The following is an 18,794-nucleotide window of genomic DNA, read 5'->3' on the forward strand; positions in this document are numbered from 1 at the left end:
CCTTTAAATTTAACATCATCATTCTAAGCAGTTGTTACTCTCCATTTAACCTCACAAGAACATGCAGCATTATCAATCGTATGACAAATACAGTCATCTGTGTTTTGAATGATTGTTTGAATGACACCAGATAATACTTTCATATTCTCCGCATTCAATGAATAATTGTGCCATGTCCCTGATTTTCTGGCTTGAACAATCCCTGCATTCATTAACACTTTCATGTGATGGGAAAGCGTTGGTTGTGTAAATTCAAAATGCTCTAATAAATCACATGCACAACGCTCACCACAAGAGAGCATATCCACAATTTGAACCCTTTTTGGGTCTCCTAATGCTTTAAAAACTTTTGCTGTTAATTCATAATCCATCTTTCATCCCTCCATACATAGAAGTTCTTCTATATATAGTATAGATGTTCATCCATCTATTGTCAATAGATTCTGTCTCACTTAATAAAAAAGCCTATGAGAATCTCTTCTCATAAGCTTTAGTTTCTTAGTTTTAGCAACATCCAGATGATGGAGAGCAGCAACTATTTGATTGTTCTTCTTTCTTATCCTCTGAGAAATTAACACCAGTATAGACACTAAACTCCTCATTTGACGGATAACCAGCCATTTTCACAATTTCACCATCTAATAAAACAACTGGTAGTATGTCGGCTCCTTTAGACTGTAACAACTCCCCAATTTTTTCATTTTCAACGAATGCCGCAGGGTTACCTGTTAAATTAAAACGCTCTACTTCTACACCATCGGCTTTTTCCAATGTTTGAATAATAGAGGAAACTCGAAGCAATTCTGTATCTACTCCGGGACCACAAACTCCTGTGTCACAACACATTGCTGGTTCGTACAACGATACTTTACTCATTTTACATAACTCCTTCTTTTTGTTTTGTATTCAATATCTGATGTATTAATTCTTGAAATTCTTCAATGTTCTCTGTTACCAGAGAATAATATTGCCATTTGCCTTCTTTACGTGCGGTTACTACTCCCGCCTCAATTAAAACCTTCATATGATGTGATAGTGTCGGCTGAGTAAAATCAAAATTATCCAAAATATCACATGCACACTTTTCACCAGTTGAAATCATATCTAATATTTGAAGTCTATTAGGCTCTGCAATTGCCTTCATAATTTTTGATAATCCTAAATAATCCATATTCTCACCTCCACATAGAAATTCATCTATATTTAATATAGAACTTTATCTATATTTTGTCAATGAGTAAAATCAAAATTATCCAAAATATCACATGCACACTTTTCACCAGTTGAAATCATATCTAATATTTGAAGTCTATTAGGCTCTGCAATTGCCTTCATAATTTTTGATAATCCTAAATAATCTATATTCTCACCTCCACATAGAAATTCATCTATATTTAATATAGAACTTTATCTATATTTTGTCAATGAGTAAAATATGAGTTATATCCTATCGTAAATTATAAAATACCTCTTAAAGCATCTCCTGAAAGGTTCAGTTGCAAAGTTTTAAATAAAGAATAAAATCCCTTACGGTATCTATGATTTAAGCTGGGATTCCCAATAATACCTTGATTTCAGTACAGACCGAAAACTCGAAGAGAGTGCCTTCTTTCCGGGTTTTCTTATATAATCCTCGAATGGCTTCCATGCCTTTAATCGTGGTAGAGGCAGTGCGTAAACTTCGATAGAATTTATTGCGTCTCTTTACTGGACGATGGTCTTGTTCAATCAAATTATTCAGGTATTTAATGGTACGATGTTCTGTCCCTTGATAAAAGCCGTATTCTTTTAGTTTCTTAAAGGCACTTGTAATAGAGGGGGCTTTATCTGTGACTACAACCTTCGGTTCATCAAACTGCTTCACTAACCGCTTAAGAAAAGCATAGGCTGCTTGTGTGTCCCGTTTTTTACGTAACCAAATATCCAAGGTTAAACCATCTGCATCGATGGCTCGATACAAATAATGCCATTTTCCTTTAATTTTGATGTACGTTTCATCCATTTTCCATGAATAAAAGGATTTTTTATTTTTTTCCAAATTTGATAGAGTAGTTTGCCATATTCTTGCACCCAACGATAAATCGTCGTATGAGAAACGTTAATGCCACGATCATATAAGATTTCTTGAACTTCACGATAGCTAAGGTTATAACGAAGATAGTAGCCCACGGCTACAATAATCACATCCTGCTGAAATTTCTTTCCTTTAAAAGGATTCATCGTCATTCCTCCTGCTATCTTTTTCTATTATTCTACCTTATTTGGTAGTAGATTTAAAACTTTGCAACAGAACCCTCCACTTACTTTCTTAACAGATGATATTATGCTTGCCATGGCCAAATCTCAAAAATCCTATTTCAAATTGAACAAAGAAAACGCTAAAGATTATCAGGACCATTATTTTATGTTCAATGTTGAACCTTCACGAGATAATAATCTAGTTAGGCTATACTGTTACGATTCAACGATGACACATATTTCAAAAAACAGGCCAAAATAATTGGTCTGTTATTTGTTATTATTGCTCTCTCGCCTACCTTGTCTAAATCTCTCAATGTTTTTTTCGAATTGTTCCATGTTAAGTTTATTTTTCGCTTCTTGGATCGACTTATCAAGACTTTGTTCCTCATCGTTTATAACGCTTTGAGATAATTCAACGTTCCTATCAGGCTTAAAATTTGTATCAAAAACCACATCTAGGAGTTGTTCTACTTTGGTTAATTCAGTATCTGACATCTCAGATAGTCGATGAATCAGTCGTTTAAATTGATCCTGGTTCTGTTTTTTCTTTTGAAAAAATTTCATTATCTTCTCCTTCAATTGTAAAAAGGTAGCCCGCATAGGACTACCTGACTTATAAATCATCAATGGCTACTGAAATAGCCTGCAACTTTTTATTTTGGATTTTCTTTTCATCAATCAATTGATGAAGTTCTTCAATTTGCTTTTGACAGGCTGAAATATCCTTGTTATTTTGTGCAATGGTATCAGCCAAGTGTTGTTTATAGTCACTTGTGATATTTACCTTCTTCGGCTGACTTTGTTTAACGGTTGATGCGAGCGTTTGGTCATCTTTATATTTTGACTCCTTTTGTTGTTGTTCAAAAGCAGCCACATAGTCTACTTCTTCAATTGGTTTTTCATCCTGTTTATGGAAGAGTGCTGCGATTTTAGCTCGTTCTTCATGGGACGATGTTGGTTTCACATCGTCTAGTGGCTGATCAAAATTCCATGTTTTACTCATTCTGTATCCTCATTTCTGTAATTTGAGTGTAGTGTGGTTTCTTTACCAAAGGCTTGCTCTAGTGCTTCATGAAATGACAACTGACTAGATTGTTGCCGTTTGATAAAGGTACTGTACATAGCTGTTTGTAGTTGGTCACGATAGTGTTCCAATTTCTCTGTCTCACGTGAGACCTTTTCTTCTTGCCTAGCTACTTTTTCAGCCAGACGTTCAATCACACTCATAGGGTGTCCTCCTTGTCCCTTTCTAGATTATGATAGCGGACTTGATTTTGTTATCACAATTCCATAGCACGCTCTCGTTTTGGTGGAGGATGATTCTTAATGGCTTGTATCTGGGCTGACTGAATAAGATTGCTTAAGGATATTTCCTTCTGTTGCTTCACAATATCATTCCAATCTGACTTTGTTTCCAGTCCCTGCAATGGTGGTAAATCTTTGGTGATTGGAAGTCCTTTATCTGACAGTTTCTGACAAAATTCTCTTCCTGCCTCATCGTTATCAACAGCCAATGTTAGCACGTTTGAATGAGTTTGAAAAAAGGTTGTCGTCTCTTGTATTGCCTGAAGATAATGGCTAAGTCTGCTTGGTTTTACTGTATCTAGAAATGCCAATTTCCCCTGTTCCTCTGCTGCTAGACGCAAGGTCTGATAAGCAATCACTGAAAGTTTTATTCCTTCCATTGACACCAGGCGAACATCTGATATCTGCTTTTGGTGAAGTTGATAATAACTCATCATATCGATAACTGATTCGCAAAAAATGAGTCGTTTAGGATTCCCAATATCGAAACTAATACCGACATGGCCATGAGAGCCTTTCATGATTTTCTTCAAATAGCCACGTTTGTGTCTTTCTTCATTCTTAACGAGACCTTGAAGGCTTGCGGCCTGTAAGGTCCCATTATGGTCATAGCTTTTAAACACTAATGCTGACTCCGAATGATAAGTAGCTTGAGCAAGCAATCCTTGTCTACCAAAGGTATTTATAGTCTCATCACTTAGGCCACGAACTTCATTCAAGTAAGTACGTGCTTGCTGAAAGGGTTCTTCACGCAAATGATATTGGAAGGGTTGATAAGTTTCTTCAATCACCTTAGCTTGTTCAAAGCCTCCAGTTTCAAGGTAAGACAAGGCTTTTTTGAAAGACACTCCTGCCACTAACTGTACAAAGTCTATCACATCCCCTTGTATATCTCTTGAAAACCATTTGAAAGTATTGGTATCCGCAAAAATCCGAATAGATTCCGCTTAGTATCCACCAAATCATCTTAATCACCTCCCTTTACTTCTTGTCGTCTCAATTGCTTGGTCCACTCTGACAGCACTCCATTAAACACGTATTCAGCTATCACTTCCGCTGACCGAGCAAATCGCATATGTTCCAAAGCATACTGATAACGGTCACTAAAATAAATCATGGCATAGTCACTAGCCGATTGAGATAGACCTGTCTGTCTTAACTGGTCATGAACCAAACCCCAAATATAGTCTCGATCGTACTTGGTCACAGCATCTACTTTTTGAGTAAAGTTTTCTTCTTGTTTGTCATCTACTAGCTGAATCTCCTCCTCGTCCTCAATAAGGAAATCACTCCCTTCAGTTTCACTATATTTAGTCTCACTTCCTTCAGTCTCACTAGGGGCTGAATTTAAGACCGGCCCCGTCTTTCTTTGAGACCCCCCTGGTGTTTTTTTAACACTAGCCCCGTTTGAATCGGAGACTGGGGTAGGTTCATGTTCTAATTCCCCCAAGTAAATTTTATTTGCCATTCGACCTTTTTCACTAGAAGACTGTTGGACTTCATCAATTAAGCCATATTCACGTAAGGTTTTCTTGATAGAGAGTAATTTTGACTTTGAACAGCCTAAAAGTGCCATCAGATTTGAATTGGAATAAATCAAATAAATTGCCCCATCCTCATCAATCCAGCCTTTACTCAAAGACAACTCCAACCGATCTTTTAAAACCGCGTAGGCTACCTTAACCTCCAGTTTCATATCCTTATACCGTTCACTCTCAAACAAAACTTTAGGGAGTTTATAATATCGCTCTGATGTCTGATACTGATTAGCGGTAATACGTTTCATGATTGTCCCTCCAAGACTAATATTCCAACATTTCCAAATTCATCAAATCGGATTAAACCTACTTGTTCCATTTCATCAATTAGCTGAGTTGCTTTCTCAATATCAACTCCCAAGATAGACGCGAGATGACACATCACGATTTGGCGTGATGATTGTTCCTTCTTTTGCATAATTACCTCCAAAACGCAAAAAAGGGGTAGACAATTTAATGTCTACCCCCCGATAATTTATTAAAACAAAAATCCTGCCAAAGAAATTTTGGCAGGATTTTTGGCAGGAAACCAAATCAATTTATCAGTTTCTATCAATCGCTTATCGCTCTCAAAGACTGGTAAATAGGGATTCCGCAATCTAATTATGATGTGACTCTTATTTAAGAGTGATAGAAGCTCCAGCTTCTTCAAGTTTAGCTTTGATTTCTTCAGCTTCTGCAGTTGCAACGCCTTCTTTAACGTTAGCAGGTGCACCATCAACAAGAGCTTTAGCTTCTTTAAGACCAAGACCTGTAACTTCACGTACAGCTTTGATAACAGCAACTTTCTTGTCACCAGCTGAAGTCAATTCAACGTCAAATGAGTCTTTAGCAGCACCAGCATCAGCAGCACCACCAGCAGCTACAGCAACAGGAGCAGCTGCAGTTACACCAAATTCTTCTTCGATAGCTTTTACAAGGTCGTTCAATTCAAGGATTGAAGCTTCTTTAATTTCAGCAATAATGTTTTCAATGTTCAATGCCATTATAGATTCCTCCAAAAAATAGTATATGTTTTTTAATAAATTAATATAGCACTAGGCTACTTTTTGCATTAAGCTGCGTCTTCTTTGCTGTCTGCAACTGCTTTGACTGCAAGAGCAACATTGCGAACTGGCGCTTGAAGTACAGAAAGGAGCATAGAAAGAAGTCCTTCGCGGTTTGGCAATGTAGCAAGGGCAAGGATTTCTTCTTTTGAAGAAACAGAACCTTCGATTGCACCACCTTTGATTTCAAGTGCTTCAGCATCTTTCGCAAAATCATTGATAATTTTAGCGGGAGCAACAACATCTTCGTTAGAGAAGGCTACTGCTGATGGTCCAACGAAAAGATCTTTCATATCGTCAAGACCAGCTTTTTCAGCTGCACGAGTCAAAATTGAGTTTTTGATAACTTTGAACTCAACACCGCTTTCGCGAAGATTGCGACGAAGAACTGTATCTTGCTCAACTGTAAGACCACGTGAATCTACAACAACGATAGATGCAGCAGCTTTCATTTTTTCAGCAACAGCTTCAACTTGCTCAGCTTTTTTAGCGATAATTGCTTCACTCATTAGTTTTACCTCCGTTATTATTTTTGGGATAGGCACAAAAAAACGCACCTAAACCTAGACACGAAAGTACAAATACGTTATTCTCATTACGTTTTGTGCCTCGGCAGGAATATTATGAGCACGGCTCCCCTGCTGTCTTAGGTCAGTTTTATCATAAAACCTTAATCAGTATATCGTCTTTTTGATGACTTGTCAACCCATTACGCCCACTTTTTTATCTTTTTTGCTATTTTAGGAAACTTTCTCTTTTTAATAACACCGTCTCTTTCCTATAAAAATATAGGTTTTTAGCTCCTAATCATATTATAGTATTACTTTTTTTACATTTTTTGAGTATTTTTTGTTGACTTTTAAGAGAATATGCTATATGATGATACTATAAAGGTGATTGAGAAAAGACAATCAACCAAGCCTTATCAAGCTATTGATCTAGTCCGAAAAAGAGATTTTGTATCGCATATCACCTTTTGTTTAAAATCGTACTATAATATCATTTATATGAAGAGAGGTAATAGATTATGGCAAGTCGTGATTTTTATGGAAGAGATCCTTTTGGAGGAATGGACGATATTTTCAATCAACTCATGGGAAACATGGGCGGATATAATTCTGAAAATAAACGTTATCTTATCAATGGACGTGAAGTAACACCTGAAGAATTTGCTGCTTATCGTAAGACAGGTAAACTTCCTGGTAACGAAGAATACCAAGAACAAGCTGCTGCTAACACTCCTAAACAAGATGGTATCCTTGCAAAACTTGGTACTAACTTGACAGAACGTGCTCGCGCTAACGAATTGGACCCTGTTATTGGTCGTAATAAAGAAATTCAAGAAACAGCTGAAATCTTATCACGTCGTACAAAGAACAATCCCGTTTTAGTCGGTGATGCTGGTGTTGGTAAGACAGCCGTTGTTGAAGGTTTAGCACAAGCTATTGTCAATGGTGATGTCCCTGCTGCTATTAAGAATAAAGAAATCATTTCAATTGATATCTCTGGTCTTGAAGCTGGTACACAATACCGTGGTGCTTTTGAAGAAAACGTACAAAACCTCGTTAAAGAAGTCAAAGACGCTGGAAACATCATCTTATTCTTTGATGAAATCCATCAAATTTTAGGTGCTGGTTCTACTGGCGGTGACTCTGGCTCTAAAGGTTTGGCTGATATTTTGAAACCCGCTCTTTCTCGTGGTGAATTGACCGTTATAGGTGCTACTACTCAAGACGAATACCGTAACACTATTTTGAAGAACGCAGCTCTTGCTCGTCGTTTCAATGAAGTTAAAGTAAATGCTCCTTCTGCTGAAGATAGCTTTAACATCTTGATGGGTATTCGTGATTTGTATGAAAAGCACCACAACGTTGTCCTTCCTGACAATGTTTTGAAAGCTGCCGTTGATTTTTCTATCCAATACATCCCACAACGTAGCTTACCTGATAAAGCTATTGACTTGATTGATATGACAGCTGCTCACTTGGCTGCACAACATCCTGTCACAGATGTCAAAACACTTGAAAAAGAAATTGCAGAACAAAAAGATAAACAAGAACAAGCTGTTGCTAATGAAGATTATGAATTAGCACTTAATACGAAGACACGTATTGAAGCCCTTCAAAAACAAATTGACAACCACACTGAAGGTCAAAAAGTAACTGCTACGGTTAACGATGTGGCTGAATCTGTTGAACGTTTGACTGGTGTGCCTGTATCTAATATGGGTGCTAGTGATATTGAACGTTTGAAAGAATTGGCTAGCCGTTTGAAAGGTAAAGTCATCGGTCAAGACGAAGCTGTTGAAGCTGTTGCTCGTGCTATCCGTCGTAACCGTGCTGGTTTTGACGAAGGTAATCGCCCAATTGGTAGCTTCTTATTTGTCGGTCCTACTGGTGTTGGTAAAACCGAACTTGCTAAACAACTAGCCTTTGATATGTTTGGTTCAAAAGATGCCATCATTCGTTTGGATATGTCTGAGTACTCTGACCGTACAGCCGTTTCTAAATTAATTGGTACAACCGCTGGTTACGTTGGTTACGATGACAACAACAACACTTTGACGGAACGTGTTCGTCGTAATCCTTACTCTATCGTCCTTTTGGATGAAATTGAAAAAGCAGACCCTCAAGTCATCACCCTTCTTCTTCAAGTCTTAGACGATGGTCGTTTGACAGATGGTCAAGGTAACACCATTAACTTCAAGAATACGGTTATCATTGCGACATCAAATGCTGGTTTTGGTCATGAATCATTAACTGGTGACGCTGAAAAAGATATGGAGATTATGGACCGTATCGCTCCTTACTTCCGCCCAGAATTTCTTAACCGTTTCAATGGTATCATCGAATTCTCTCATTTGACTAAGGAAGATTTGAAAGATATTGTCAACTTGATGCTTGATGAAGTCAGCGAGACTATCGCTAAGAAAGGTATTGATTTGGTTGTTAGTGACGCAGCTAAAGAACACCTTATCGAAGAAGGTTACGATGAAGCCATGGGTGTCCGTCCACTTCGCCGTGTCATTGAACAAGAAATCCGTGATAAAATCACTGACTTCTACCTTGACCACACCGATGTGAAACACCTTAAAGCCGATATGGAAGATGGCGAACTTGTTATTAGCGAAAAATAATCTTTTCCACTAAACGCTCCCAAAAAGCCCAACTCGTTTGAGTTGGGCTTTTTTTATTTGTGAAAAGCTTGCGCCAAACTAACAATATCTTTGGGACTAGTACGGCAGCAACCACCAATGATTTGGGCACCTAATGTTAGCCAAGTCTTGCTATTTTCAAGAAGGGTCCGTGCTTCATCAGGACTTGAAGTCCAAGTTTGAGTGCTACCGTCGTAAACTTCACCAGAATTAGGATAGGCAACTAGCGTTTTTTGAGATACTGTCCGAATGCGTTTCAATAGACCCGAAATAACTGTCGGGCTGCTACAATTAATGCCAAAAGCTAAAACCTGAGGACTTTGCTCACACAAATCCGCCACTACTTCAATTGGAGTGCCATCTGAAATGTGGCTATCGTCTTGTGCTGTAAATGACAGATAGGCTTCTATTTCTGGAAAATCCGTCGCCAATAAATCAATCAAAGCTTTGGCTTCATGAACATTTGGAATGGTTTCAATGGCTAAAAAGTCGCATCCAGCAGCCAACAAAGTTTGAATACGCGAACGATGAAAGGCTTGGTAAGCTTCTTTACTTAGATGATAATGCCCCGTGTACTCCGAGCCATCTGCCAAATAAGCGGCATAAGGCCCAACATCTCCAGCAATCAAGGGATAAGAGCGTTTGGCCTTTTCTTCATCTGATAAAGTACGCCAAAACTCATCACGAGCTTGCTGGACTAAGGTGACTGTCAAAGCGATGATGTCCAGAGCTTCTTTTTCAGATAAACCAAAATCCGTTAAGCCCTGAACAGTTGCTTGGTAGCTTGACGTTGTCAGAATATCTGCTCCCGAACGAAGGTAAATACTGTGAAGATACTGAATGATACGAGGATTTTTCAAAAGGTATTTAGCAGACCACAATTTTCCAGATACATCATAGCCACGCTCTTCCAATTCCGTACCCAAAGCACCATCTAAGATGATAACTTCCTGATTGGCTAATAAATCCTCCAATTTTCCCATGGCTTATTTTCCTCCTACCATTTTTTATACCGCAAATAATGATAACCATAATATAAAAGAACAAACGGAATGCCAAAATACAGTCCTGCACGTTGTGACGCATCCCAAGCAATACCGATAATCGAAATCACCAACAACACAATAGTGATATAGGGCAAAACAGGAGTGAAAGGTGTTTTGAAAGACAAGTCATCTAAAGTGTGTGTCTTCAAGAAGGCTTTACGGAAACGAATCTGTGCTATGGGAATGGATATAGAGATAAAGCAACTTTCCTACCTCATTAAAAAGAACATAAATACAGCGACAATTGATATTGTATTGCCAAGAATATGTGAAAAGGTACTGATAACACAATTTCCAGACTTATAATAAATTACCGAAAAAATCAAACTGTAAATGAACACACCAGCAATATCGTAAGCTACAATTCCTATGTTTCCAGTAGCAATATGTCCAGCAGCAAAAACAATAGACGATACTACGGCACTAATCCAAATTGGAAATATTTTCAAGGATTTTCCAAAGAAGAAACCTCTATATGCAATTTCTTCTCCAAATGCTGCAATGATAACTTGACCTATCAATAATGCCGTCTTATCAAAAGACAAGATAGAATCCGTCCGTCCCATTACATGGGCAACAAATTCTCCACCAAAAATGATATTTCCTGCAACAAGCGCCGCAATACCACTTAAACTCGGTAGCAACATCCAAATAATGACTCCCGACTTTTTGAGGTCGGTGACGATAGTATTGAAACGTAAACCCGATTCGGAAGCTCGTGTTTTACTAACATCTTCTACTATAAAGAAAAATACTATCCCCACAAATACGGAATACCCTGCTATGGTTGAGGAAGGAACAACTTTTGTCAAAGTCAACAATATCATTACTGTTATACCGATGAGTGTAAGAGCAGTACTCTTTTTGTTAATATCCATCATTTGCTGATTTTTCATTTCATTTCCTCCTGTATTTGGAAGTGTTCCCCGTGTTAAAAATGATAATTCTCTATAAACGCCATCTTTTATAATAAGTATATATCTATAATAGCATAAGATTTTCAGGGAGGGTAATAGTCTTTATCTATCAATAGCGCTAGGCAAAAACGATAACAAAAAAAGACTGGCTAAACCAATCTTTTCCTTTATAATTCACTTAAAATGCTATCCCAAGCGTCATCTAAGCCAGTACGGTCAACAGATGAGAAGATAACGAATTGGTCTGATTTATCAAAATTCAGTGTTTTTTTGATTTCAGACTCGTGTTTGTTCCATTTACCGCGGGGGATTTTATCAGCTTTCGTAGCTACCACGATGACAGGAATCTCGTAATATTTAAGGAATTCGTACATCTGCACATCATCGGCGCTAGGGCTATGGCGCAGATCCACCAAACTCACTACCGCACGCAAATTGTCACGGCTCACCAAATACTCTTCAATCATCTTGCCCCATTTAGCACGCTCGGTCTTAGAAACTTTGGCATAGCCATAACCTGGAACGTCCACAAAACGCAGCTTGTCATCAATATTGTAAAAGTTCAAAAGCTGGGTTTTTCCTGGTTTGCTTGATGTCCGAGCAAGATTTTTACGCCCTAAAAGGGTATTGATAAAACTTGATTTCCCAACGTTAGAACGTCCAGCCAAGGCAATTTCCGGCAAATCATCTTGCGGGTAATGCGATTTGTTAGCGGCACTCAAAAGAAGCGAGGCATTATGGGTATTTAAATACTCAGTCATCATTCTCTCCTTAAGACGCAATTTCTAAAATCGGTTTTTCCGTTCCGTCAACTGTCGCTTTCGTGATACGAACTTTAGTGACATCTTCTTGGCTTGGTACTTCAAACATAACATCCATCATGGTTTCTTCAATGATAGAACGCAAACCACGCGCCCCTGTTCGACGTTCGATAGCTTTATTGGCAATAGCTTGCAAGGCGTCGTCATCAAATTCTAACTCAACACCATCATAAGACATAAGGGTTTGGTATTGTTTAACCAAGGCGTTTCGTGGTTCTGTCAAAATACGAACCAAGTCATCTGCAGTCAATTTTTCAAGCGCTGCAACGACTGGCAAACGTCCGATAAATTCAGGAATCAAACCGAATTTTTGAATATCTTCTGAGATGATTTCTTGCATATAAGAAGCATCATCAGCAATTTTACGGTTGTTTTGACCAAAGCCGATAACTTTTTCACCCAAACGTTGTTTGACAATGTCTTCGATGCCATCAAAAGCACCACCAACGATAAAGAGGATATTTTTGGTATCGATTTGAATCATTTCTTGATTTGGGTGTTTTCGTCCACCTTGTGGTGGCACGCTGGCAACGGTTCCTTCGATGATTTTCAAAAGTGCTTGTTGCACCCCTTCACCAGAAACATCACGCGTAATGGATACATTTTCCCCTTTTTTCGCGATTTTATCGATTTCGTCGATGTAGATAATTCCGCGCTCAGCTCGTTCAATATTAAAGTCAGCCGCTTGAATCAGTTTGAGCAAGATATTTTCAACGTCTTCTCCGACATAACCTGCCTCAGTCAATGATGTCGCATCGGCAATCGCAAATGGAACATTCAAGGTTTTGGCCAAGGTTTGCGCAAGGAAAGTCTTCCCTGAACCCGTTGGGCCAATCATCAAGATATTTGATTTTTGCAAATCAACATCTTCTTCATCGCGGTTTTCTGCAAAAGCCACGCGTTTGTAGTGGTTATAAACCGCCACAGAAAGCGCACGTTTGGCACATTCTTGCCCGACAACGTATTCATCAAGCATCGCCATCAATTCTTTTGGTTTTGGAACTTCTGATAAATCCGCTAGCACTTCTTCCGCCAGTTCTTCACGGATAATTTCTTGGGACAAAGCCACGCATTCATTACAAATGAACACATTGTTTCCTGCAATGATTTTCTTGACTTCGTCTTGTCCTTTCCCACAGAAAGAACAATATACTTTAACATCATTTGTTCGATTTCCAACCATAGTTACTCTTTCTCACCTATCCTTTTCATTTCATTAAAATAACGTGCCATAAAAGGCATGGATTGTATTTACTAGGTTTGTAAAGGCATTTAAAAACAAAAGAACAGCCAAGGCATAGCGTCTTCTTCTAAGTGCTGGGATAGCACACAAGATACAAATAACCATTAAAAAAGCCGTAAATACACCAAAAATACTTCTTTGCATCCTCTTCCTATCTTTCTAGAACTGTAATGGTAAAATCGTAAGCATTTTTTTCATCTTTGTCGTAATGCGTTTCTGAAACGGTTTTAAAATCTGTCATATCCACTTCTGGGAAGTAGGTGTCGCCTATAAACGTCGCATGAACCTTTGTTCTAATTAGGGTCTGGCAATCAGGTAAAAAGCGTTCGTACACATGGCTACCGCCCACGACATACAAGTCTTTATCGTGTTCATCTAACCACTGGAAAACCTCTTCAGGACTATGAACAACGGTCACACCGTCAGCCTGATAGGTTTTATCCCGCGTCAAAACAAGGGTATCACGCCCTGGCAAAACACGACGACCCATGCCATCAAAGGTCACTCGCCCCATCAACAGAGCCTGCCCCATTGTTGTTTCTTTAAAATGCTTTAATTCCTTTGGTAGATGCCAAGGCAGACCGCCATCGACACCGATCAAGTGATTTTCATCTTCTGCCCAAATGGCAATCAGTTGTTTTGTCATACTATCCTTCCATTCATCAACTCCATTTTATCAAATTTCTCCAAAAAATTCAGAAATCCAACATCACAGGAGCATTTTCCCAAAACCTAGATGGCCAAATCGAATGTCAATTGCGGCTTAACTGGGTCATAATCTACCAATTCAAAATCATCGGGCTTAATGTCAAAGAAATTGGTTCCGTCAGGTACGTTTAAAACTAGTCTTGGTTTGCAATCCGTTGGATCACGACGTAATAATTCCTGTGCTTGTTCAAATTGATTGTCGTAAATGTGTAGGTTATTGACAAAATAGAAGAATTTGCCGACTTTCCAACCAAAGTGCTTGGCAATCATCATCTGCAAAGCCACGTATTGCATGGCATTGATGTGGTGCGATACCAACATATCATTTGAGCGTTGGGTTAGGGTCGCATCAAGGTAAATATCGCTGCCTACACGCCTTACATCGTACATGGTCTGAAAGGCACATGGCAAAAGCCCCTCCGTCCGCTCAAAAGCATCGTAATCCCAAAGCGAGATGACATTGCGTCTGTTCCACGGATTATCTTCCAATTGTTTTAAAATTTTGTTAATGATGTCGTGTTTTTTGACTACGGCACCGTAGCGCTCGCCGATTGTTCCTGTGTGTCCAACTTCCCAATCGTTCCAGTATTTCACACCGTATTTGTCATTTAAAACGGATAAATCGTTGGTTTGGTCTTGATAAATCCAAAAAATCTCACGAATGGCACTCTTAATGGGAATAGGGCGCAAAGTGGTAATGGGAAACTCACCCTTACTCAAATCGTACTCTGCAAAAGCACCCGTTACGTATTTTGAGTTGGCTTGCCCGCCACTTTGGTAAACAGGCCGTGCATTTTCTGAAAAGACCCCTTCTGTCATAATTTTTTGGATGTTTTCTTTAAAAATGGCATCAGCCTTTGTCATGTGTTTTTCCTCGATTCTCAAAAATTAGCTTTTTTTATTTTAGCTAAAAAGTGTCAAAATTGCAAAGGAAAGCAATAAATGGCTTAAATTCTTATTTAGTTTGAAACTTAAAATGAATACGTTTTTTGTGGGGCTTTTTGGGGAGTTTATGATAAAATTAACTTTGGACATTTTTGACAGGATGTATTTTATTATGACGAGCTTGTGATTGTTTTTAAGCTCCCACGCAAAAATATTCTATTTAAGAAAGGTTTGTTACTAATGAACGTTGGTATTGATAAGATTGGTTTTGCGACAACGCAATACCTATTGAATATGGATGATTTAGCCAAAGAACGTGGGGTTGACCCTGATAAATACAGCAAAGGTTTGCTTTTGGAAAACCTCAGTATCGCACCCATTACTGAGGACATTATCACTTTGGGAGCGTCAGCGGCTGATAGCATTCTAAGTGATGAGGACAAAGAAACGATTGACATGGTCATTGTCGCGACAGAGTCTTCTATTGACCAAAGTAAAGCAGCTGCGACTTACATTCACCATTTGTTGGGCATTCAGCCTTTTGCTCGTAGCATCGAAATGAAAGAGGCTTGTTACAGCGCGACGGCGGCTCTGGATTATGCCCGTTTGCACGTTGAAAAACACCCTGACTCAAAAGTCTTGGTAATTGCTGCTGATGTGGCACGCTACGGCGCCAATACCCCTGGTGAACCCACTCAAGGAGCTGGTAGCGTAGCCATGCTCGTTACACAAAATCCTCGTATTTTGCTTTTGAATGATAACTCTGTCGCTCAAACACGCGATATCATGGATTTCTGGCGTCCAAATTATTCAACAACCCCTTATGTCAACGGCATGTATTCAACCAAGCAATACCTTGATATGCTCAAAACGACTTGGGCTGAATTTCAAAAACGTTTTGACACCTCATTGGCTGATTTTTCTGCCTTTTGCTTCCACTTGCCATTTCCAAAATTAGCCCTCAAAGGCTTCCGCAAAATCATGGACAAATCTTTACCTACCCAATGGCAAGAAAAACTCCAAGCCAATTTTGAAAGTTCTATTCTTTACAGCAAACAAGTGGGCAATATCTACACAGGTTCTCTTTTCCTTGGCCTGCTTTCCTTGCTTGAAAATAGCCAAAACCTAGCGGCAGGTGACCGCATTGCCTTCTTTAGTTATGGCAGTGGTGCAGTGGCTGAAATTTTCACAGGAACCTTGGTCGATGGCTTTCAAGAGCAACTCCACAGCAGTCGCCTCCAAGAACTCAACCAACGTCAACCACTTAGCGTTGCGACTTATGAAAAACTCTTCTTTGAAGAGGCTCAGCTCGATGCGGACGGTAATGCCACTTTTGCAGACTACCTCACAGGACCATTTGCCCTCAAAGAAATCCTTGGACACGAAAGATTGTATGGAAGAACAAATGACAAAAACTAAAGGAAACTGGGGAGGCTTCTCCAAAAAAACGTTGCCAGAGCGCCTTGATGTGCTAGACGCCCAACACTTACTCAGTCAAGACAACCTTGCTCTGCTCAAGGAAAATAAAGGCTTATCCCTAGATATAGCCAATCAATTGACCGAAAATGTCTTAGGCACTTTTTCGCTACCCTTTTCTTTGGCGCCTGATTTTCTGGTGGATGGAACAGTTTTCAATGTGCCAATGGTTACGGAAGAGCCGTCAGTAGTGGCTGCTGCGAGTTTTGCTGCTAAAATCATCAAACGTTCAGGTGGTTTTAAAACCACTGTTCATTCCCGTCAAATGATTGGGCAGGTGGCGCTTTATGACGTCACAGACAAGGCAGCCGCTCAAAAACGTATCTTAGAACACACTGAGCAGCTATTATCCGTGGCAAATGACGCCCATCCTTCTATCGTTAAACGCGGTGGCGGAGCACAATCGCTGCGAGTGGAAGAAAAAGAGGCCTTTCTCATCGTTTACGTGAACGTTGATACCAAAGAGGCTATGGGAGCCAATATGGTTAATACCATGATGGAAGCTTTAGTCCCAAGCTTGGAAGAACTATCTGGAGGCAAAAGCCTCATGGCTATCTTGTCAAACTATGCGACGCAAGCCCTTGTTACTGCCGAGTGTCAAGTGGACCTCCGCTACCTCAGCCGCAATACAAGCGAAGCCAAAAAGCTAGCGAGAAAATTTCAAATGGCAAGCCAACTGGCGCAAGTGGACACCTACCGTGCCACCACTCATAATAAAGGTATTTTCAATGGAGTGGATGCTGTCGTTTTAGCCACAGGAAATGACTGGCGTGCTATCGAAGCTGGAGCCAATGCTTATGCTTGCAAAGACGGGCAATACCGTGGCTTATCGACTTGGACATTTGACGAGGACAAGCAGCATCTCCATGGTCAATTGACCCTGCCGATGTCTATTGCAACGCGAGGAGGCTCAATTGGACTTAACCCAACGGTCTACATCGCCCATGAGCTGCTTGGTCAACCAGACGCCCAACAATTGGCTCAGATTATCGTATCAGTCGGATTGGCACAAAATTTTGCTGCCGTCAAAGCCCTCACGTCAACTGGTATCCAGGCGGGACACATGAAATTGCAAGCCAAATCGCTGGCTCTCCTAGCAGGTGCTAAGGAAAATGAGGTCACTCAGGTAGTCAACCAGCTCCTTCAAGCCCCTCACATGAATTTGGAAACTGCTCAGGCCATTCTCAAAACCTTAAACTAACTCAAGACATCAAGCAACACTCGATATTTCGGGTGTTTTTTCTTGACAATATTTTTCATAGATTATATAATCTAGTTATAAATACTAGATAAAGAGGTAAGGAAAACGTTATGACAAAATCTTATCCAAAATGGGCGGATTTGCCAGAAATTGACTTGTATTTGGACCAAGTACTTCTTTACGTCAACCAAATCAACCAAGCCAATCATCCAAGTGACAAAGGCTTGACCGCTTCTATGATTAATAATTACGTCAAACACGGGCATTTGGATAAGCCCACTAAAAAGAAATACAGTCGCAAGCAAGTAGCGAGGCTCATTGTGATTACGTGTTTGAAAAATGTTTTCTCCATTCAAGAAATCAGTCAGACCTTGGCGCTGTTAACCGCAGATGATCAGTCGCAAAAACGCTACGATGATTTTGTTGCTTGCATGAATGGGGAAGAGGTCGCTGACGTGCCAGCTGTTGTGCTTTCTGCTTGTCAGACCTTGCAACTGTATGACCAAACCCACCAATTAGTTCAAGAATTAGGAGGAGTCGCTGATGAATGCTAGCATGACCATGAAATTAAGTAAACGCTTATCATTTGGTGAAGAAGTTGCCAACAGCGTGACACATGCCGTTGGGACTGTTGCCATGCTTGTTTTATTACCTATTACCGCTATTTACAGCTACCAACATTATGGTATGGAAGCTGCTGTTGGGATGTCGATTTTTGATATTAGTCTATTTTTGATGTTTTTATCATCGACCATTTACCACTCTATGCAGTACGATTCACCGCAAAAATTCGTTCTTCGAATTATTGACCATAGTATGATTTACATTGCCATTGCGGGTTCTTACACGCCTGTTGCTCTCTCTTTAGTGGGCGGATGGCTTGGTTATCTGATTATCGTTTTGCAGTGGGGTGCGACTATCTTTGGTATTTTGTATAAGATTTTCGCCAAAGAGATAAACGAAAAATTCTCCCTTTCCCTTTATTTGCTTATGGGTTGGTTGGTGATTTTCATCATTCCAAGTATTGTGACGAAGACTGGTGTCGTCTTTTGGTTGCTCATGCTTGCGGGTGGATTGTCTTACACCGTTGGTGCGATTTTCTACGCACGCAAACGCCCTTACGACCACATGATTTGGCATCTCTTCATTTTATTAGCCTCTATGCTGCATTACGTTGCCATCGTCTTCTTCATGTTGTAATACAAAAAAACAC

The 18,794-nt window shown here is 39.6% G+C and carries 25 protein-coding genes, 2 pseudogenes and 1 other annotated feature; of the genes and pseudogenes, 6 read left to right on the forward strand and 21 right to left on the reverse strand.

The window, feature by feature from the left end; translation table 11 throughout:
• Nucleotides 1–23 precede the first annotated feature (23 nt).
• From arsR to ACFORE_RS03720, 5 genes are all read right to left on the reverse strand, one after another.
• Nucleotides 24–371, reverse strand: coding sequence for an As(III)-sensing metalloregulatory transcriptional repressor ArsR (gene arsR, locus ACFORE_RS03700; protein ID WP_000384355.1), 348 nt, complete (start codon nt 369–371; stop codon nt 24–26).
• A 133-nt stretch (nt 372–504) separates the two neighbouring features.
• Nucleotides 505–876, reverse strand: a complete 372-nt coding sequence (gene arsD, locus ACFORE_RS03705; protein WP_000049327.1) for an arsenite efflux transporter metallochaperone ArsD — start codon at nt 874–876, stop codon at nt 505–507.
• A 1-nt stretch (nt 877) separates the two neighbouring features.
• Nucleotides 878–1,171, reverse strand: coding sequence for an ArsR/SmtB family transcription factor (locus ACFORE_RS03710; RefSeq protein WP_000385048.1), 294 nt, complete (start codon nt 1,169–1,171; stop codon nt 878–880).
• Between the two features lie 59 nt (nt 1,172–1,230).
• A complete protein-coding gene (locus ACFORE_RS03715; RefSeq protein ID WP_017648109.1) occupies nt 1,231–1,335 on the reverse strand; it encodes an ArsR family transcriptional regulator in 105 nt (34 codons plus the stop codon).
• A gap of 208 nt (nt 1,336–1,543) precedes the next feature.
• Nucleotides 1,544–2,220 (reverse strand): IS6-like element IS1216 family transposase gene (locus ACFORE_RS03720; RefSeq protein WP_001067797.1). Its coding sequence is split into 2 segments (ribosomal slippage): nt 1,544–2,034 and nt 2,034–2,220, totalling 678 coding nucleotides; the frame shifts between segments, so codons are not numbered across the junction.
• On the opposite strand from ACFORE_RS03720, the gene ACFORE_RS03725 reads away from it, so the two are divergent.
• A complete protein-coding gene (locus ACFORE_RS03725; RefSeq protein ID WP_374041728.1) occupies nt 2,219–2,500 on the forward strand; it encodes a DUF5960 family protein in 282 nt (93 codons plus the stop codon). The genes ACFORE_RS03720 and ACFORE_RS03725 overlap by 2 nt on opposite strands.
• Before the next feature lie 8 nt (nt 2,501–2,508).
• On the opposite strand, the gene ACFORE_RS03730 is transcribed toward ACFORE_RS03725, so the two are convergent.
• From ACFORE_RS03730 to rplJ, 8 genes and pseudogenes are all read right to left on the reverse strand, one after another.
• A complete protein-coding gene (locus tag ACFORE_RS03730; protein ID WP_044682494.1) occupies nt 2,509–2,805 on the reverse strand; it encodes a hypothetical protein in 297 nt (98 codons plus the stop codon).
• Between the two features lie 49 nt (nt 2,806–2,854).
• Nucleotides 2,855–3,244: a DUF5945 family protein gene (locus ACFORE_RS03735; protein WP_024408868.1), complete on the reverse strand. Its 390-nt coding sequence runs from the start codon at nt 3,242–3,244 to the stop codon at nt 2,855–2,857.
• Nucleotides 3,241–3,468 (reverse strand): DUF5965 family protein, encoded by a 228-nt coding sequence (locus ACFORE_RS03740; protein WP_012775533.1) that lies wholly within the window; start codon nt 3,466–3,468, stop codon nt 3,241–3,243. The genes ACFORE_RS03735 and ACFORE_RS03740 overlap by 4 nt, the downstream gene beginning before the upstream one ends.
• 53 nt (nt 3,469–3,521) lie before the next feature.
• Nucleotides 3,522–4,490: pseudogene (locus ACFORE_RS03745) on the reverse strand (DUF3991 domain-containing protein); the annotation flags it as partial.
• 23 nt (nt 4,491–4,513) lie between these two features.
• Nucleotides 4,514–5,332 (reverse strand): replication initiator protein A, encoded by an 819-nt coding sequence (locus tag ACFORE_RS03750; protein ID WP_044668667.1) that lies wholly within the window; start codon nt 5,330–5,332, stop codon nt 4,514–4,516.
• Complete coding sequence (locus ACFORE_RS03755; RefSeq protein WP_032514088.1) at nt 5,329–5,502, reverse strand: hypothetical protein; 174 nt, start codon at nt 5,500–5,502, stop codon at nt 5,329–5,331. Before ACFORE_RS03755 ends, ACFORE_RS03750 begins: the two co-directional genes overlap by 4 nt.
• Before the next feature lie 199 nt (nt 5,503–5,701).
• Nucleotides 5,702–6,070, reverse strand: a complete 369-nt coding sequence (gene rplL, locus ACFORE_RS03760) for a 50S ribosomal protein L7/L12 (RefSeq protein WP_003065188.1) — start codon at nt 6,068–6,070, stop codon at nt 5,702–5,704.
• 68 nt (nt 6,071–6,138) lie between these two features.
• Nucleotides 6,139–6,639: a 50S ribosomal protein L10 gene (gene rplJ / locus ACFORE_RS03765; protein WP_154455229.1), complete on the reverse strand. Its 501-nt coding sequence runs from the start codon at nt 6,637–6,639 to the stop codon at nt 6,139–6,141.
• A gap of 27 nt (nt 6,640–6,666) precedes the next feature.
• Nucleotides 6,667–6,799: a sequence feature (ribosomal protein L10 leader region), on the reverse strand.
• A 358-nt stretch (nt 6,800–7,157) separates the two neighbouring features.
• On the opposite strand from rplJ, the gene ACFORE_RS03770 reads away from it, so the two are divergent.
• Nucleotides 7,158–9,266, forward strand: coding sequence for an AAA family ATPase (locus ACFORE_RS03770; RefSeq protein WP_294427284.1), 2,109 nt, complete (start codon nt 7,158–7,160; stop codon nt 9,264–9,266).
• 53 nt (nt 9,267–9,319) lie between these two features.
• Here the strand turns inward: ACFORE_RS03770 and mmuM are convergent, their stop codons facing one another.
• From mmuM to ACFORE_RS03810, 8 genes and pseudogenes are all read right to left on the reverse strand, one after another.
• Entirely contained in the window at nt 9,320–10,267 is a 948-nt protein-coding gene (mmuM, locus tag ACFORE_RS03775) for a homocysteine S-methyltransferase (protein ID WP_235281030.1), read from the reverse strand.
• Nucleotides 10,268–10,281: 14 nt separating this feature from the next.
• Nucleotides 10,282–10,521, reverse strand: a pseudogene (locus tag ACFORE_RS03780) (amino acid permease); the annotation flags it as partial.
• Between the two features lie 18 nt (nt 10,522–10,539).
• Nucleotides 10,540–11,226 (reverse strand): CPBP family intramembrane glutamic endopeptidase, encoded by a 687-nt coding sequence (locus tag ACFORE_RS03785; protein WP_380434996.1) that lies wholly within the window; start codon nt 11,224–11,226, stop codon nt 10,540–10,542.
• 188 nt (nt 11,227–11,414) lie between these two features.
• Nucleotides 11,415–12,011 carry a ribosome biogenesis GTP-binding protein YihA/YsxC gene (gene yihA, locus ACFORE_RS03790; protein ID WP_154455226.1) on the reverse strand — a complete coding sequence of 199 codons (597 nt, stop codon included), beginning with the start codon at nt 12,009–12,011 and terminating at the stop codon, nt 11,415–11,417.
• A 7-nt stretch (nt 12,012–12,018) separates the two neighbouring features.
• Nucleotides 12,019–13,251: an ATP-dependent Clp protease ATP-binding subunit ClpX gene (gene clpX, locus ACFORE_RS03795; RefSeq protein WP_168260665.1), complete on the reverse strand. Its 1,233-nt coding sequence runs from the start codon at nt 13,249–13,251 to the stop codon at nt 12,019–12,021.
• Nucleotides 13,252–13,284: 33 nt separating this feature from the next.
• Nucleotides 13,285–13,455, reverse strand: coding sequence for a hypothetical protein (locus tag ACFORE_RS03800; RefSeq protein WP_154455224.1), 171 nt, complete (start codon nt 13,453–13,455; stop codon nt 13,285–13,287).
• A 7-nt stretch (nt 13,456–13,462) separates the two neighbouring features.
• Nucleotides 13,463–13,957 carry a dihydrofolate reductase gene (locus ACFORE_RS03805; protein WP_154455223.1) on the reverse strand — a complete coding sequence of 165 codons (495 nt, stop codon included), beginning with the start codon at nt 13,955–13,957 and terminating at the stop codon, nt 13,463–13,465.
• Nucleotides 13,958–14,043: 86 nt separating this feature from the next.
• Nucleotides 14,044–14,883, reverse strand: a complete 840-nt coding sequence (locus tag ACFORE_RS03810) for a thymidylate synthase (RefSeq protein WP_264879506.1) — start codon at nt 14,881–14,883, stop codon at nt 14,044–14,046.
• Nucleotides 14,884–15,144: 261 nt separating this feature from the next.
• Between ACFORE_RS03810 and ACFORE_RS03815 the strand changes: the two genes are divergently transcribed.
• The 4 genes from ACFORE_RS03815 (at nt 15,145) to trhA (ending at nt 18,781) form a co-directional block, all read left to right on the forward strand.
• Complete coding sequence (locus ACFORE_RS03815; RefSeq protein ID WP_154455221.1) at nt 15,145–16,323, forward strand: hydroxymethylglutaryl-CoA synthase; 1,179 nt, start codon at nt 15,145–15,147, stop codon at nt 16,321–16,323.
• Nucleotides 16,298–17,581 carry a hydroxymethylglutaryl-CoA reductase, degradative gene (locus ACFORE_RS03820; RefSeq protein ID WP_154455220.1) on the forward strand — a complete coding sequence of 428 codons (1,284 nt, stop codon included), beginning with the start codon at nt 16,298–16,300 and terminating at the stop codon, nt 17,579–17,581. Before ACFORE_RS03815 ends, ACFORE_RS03820 begins: the two co-directional genes overlap by 26 nt.
• A 110-nt stretch (nt 17,582–17,691) precedes the next feature.
• On the forward strand, nt 17,692–18,135 hold the full coding sequence (locus ACFORE_RS03825) for a DUF1836 domain-containing protein (RefSeq protein ID WP_154455219.1): 444 nt from the start codon (nt 17,692–17,694) through the stop codon (nt 18,133–18,135).
• A complete protein-coding gene (gene trhA, locus ACFORE_RS03830; RefSeq protein WP_154455218.1) occupies nt 18,125–18,781 on the forward strand; it encodes a PAQR family membrane homeostasis protein TrhA in 657 nt (218 codons plus the stop codon). The genes ACFORE_RS03825 and trhA overlap by 11 nt, the downstream gene beginning before the upstream one ends.
• The last annotated feature ends 13 nt before the right edge of the window (nt 18,782–18,794 follow it).

This window comes from Streptococcus alactolyticus (genome assembly GCF_042649785.1).
Taxonomy (GTDB): domain Bacteria; phylum Bacillota; class Bacilli; order Lactobacillales; family Streptococcaceae; genus Streptococcus; species Streptococcus alactolyticus.

Bases quoted from the DNA above. Each gene is read 5' to 3' on its own strand.
- arsR (WP_000384355.1), bottom strand. From the start codon at position 371: ATGGATTATGAATTAACAGCAAAAGTTTTTAAAGCATTAGGAGACCCA.
- arsD (WP_000049327.1), bottom strand. From the start codon at position 876: ATGAGTAAAGTATCGTTGTACGAACCAGCAATGTGTTGTGACACAGGA.
- ACFORE_RS03710 (WP_000385048.1), bottom strand. From the start codon at position 1,171: ATGGATTATTTAGGATTATCAAAAATTATGAAGGCAATTGCAGAGCCT.
- ACFORE_RS03715 (WP_017648109.1), bottom strand. From the start codon at position 1,335: ATGAAGGCAATTGCAGAGCCTAATAGACTTCAAATATTAGATATGATT.
- ACFORE_RS03730 (WP_044682494.1), bottom strand. From the start codon at position 2,805: ATGAAATTTTTTCAAAAGAAAAAACAGAACCAGGATCAATTTAAACGA.
- ACFORE_RS03735 (WP_024408868.1), bottom strand. From the start codon at position 3,244: ATGAGTAAAACATGGAATTTTGATCAGCCACTAGACGATGTGAAACCA.
- ACFORE_RS03740 (WP_012775533.1), bottom strand. From the start codon at position 3,468: ATGAGTGTGATTGAACGTCTGGCTGAAAAAGTAGCTAGGCAAGAAGAA.
- ACFORE_RS03750 (WP_044668667.1), bottom strand. From the start codon at position 5,332: ATGAAACGTATTACCGCTAATCAGTATCAGACATCAGAGCGATATTAT.
- ACFORE_RS03755 (WP_032514088.1), bottom strand. From the start codon at position 5,502: ATGCAAAAGAAGGAACAATCATCACGCCAAATCGTGATGTGTCATCTC.
- rplL (WP_003065188.1), bottom strand. From the start codon at position 6,070: ATGGCATTGAACATTGAAAACATTATTGCTGAAATTAAAGAAGCTTCA.
- rplJ (WP_154455229.1), bottom strand. From the start codon at position 6,639: ATGAGTGAAGCAATTATCGCTAAAAAAGCTGAGCAAGTTGAAGCTGTT.
- ACFORE_RS03770 (WP_294427284.1), top strand. From the start codon at position 7,158: ATGGCAAGTCGTGATTTTTATGGAAGAGATCCTTTTGGAGGAATGGAC.
- mmuM (WP_235281030.1), bottom strand. From the start codon at position 10,267: ATGGGAAAATTGGAGGATTTATTAGCCAATCAGGAAGTTATCATCTTA.
- ACFORE_RS03785 (WP_380434996.1), bottom strand. From the start codon at position 11,226: ATGAAAAATCAGCAAATGATGGATATTAACAAAAAGAGTACTGCTCTT.
- yihA (WP_154455226.1), bottom strand. From the start codon at position 12,011: ATGATGACTGAGTATTTAAATACCCATAATGCCTCGCTTCTTTTGAGT.
- clpX (WP_168260665.1), bottom strand. From the start codon at position 13,251: ATGGTTGGAAATCGAACAAATGATGTTAAAGTATATTGTTCTTTCTGT.
- ACFORE_RS03800 (WP_154455224.1), bottom strand. From the start codon at position 13,455: ATGCAAAGAAGTATTTTTGGTGTATTTACGGCTTTTTTAATGGTTATT.
- ACFORE_RS03805 (WP_154455223.1), bottom strand. From the start codon at position 13,957: ATGACAAAACAACTGATTGCCATTTGGGCAGAAGATGAAAATCACTTG.
- ACFORE_RS03810 (WP_264879506.1), bottom strand. From the start codon at position 14,883: ATGACAAAGGCTGATGCCATTTTTAAAGAAAACATCCAAAAAATTATG.
- ACFORE_RS03815 (WP_154455221.1), top strand. From the start codon at position 15,145: ATGAACGTTGGTATTGATAAGATTGGTTTTGCGACAACGCAATACCTA.
- ACFORE_RS03820 (WP_154455220.1), top strand. From the start codon at position 16,298: ATGGAAGAACAAATGACAAAAACTAAAGGAAACTGGGGAGGCTTCTCC.
- ACFORE_RS03825 (WP_154455219.1), top strand. From the start codon at position 17,692: ATGACAAAATCTTATCCAAAATGGGCGGATTTGCCAGAAATTGACTTG.
- trhA (WP_154455218.1), top strand. From the start codon at position 18,125: ATGAATGCTAGCATGACCATGAAATTAAGTAAACGCTTATCATTTGGT.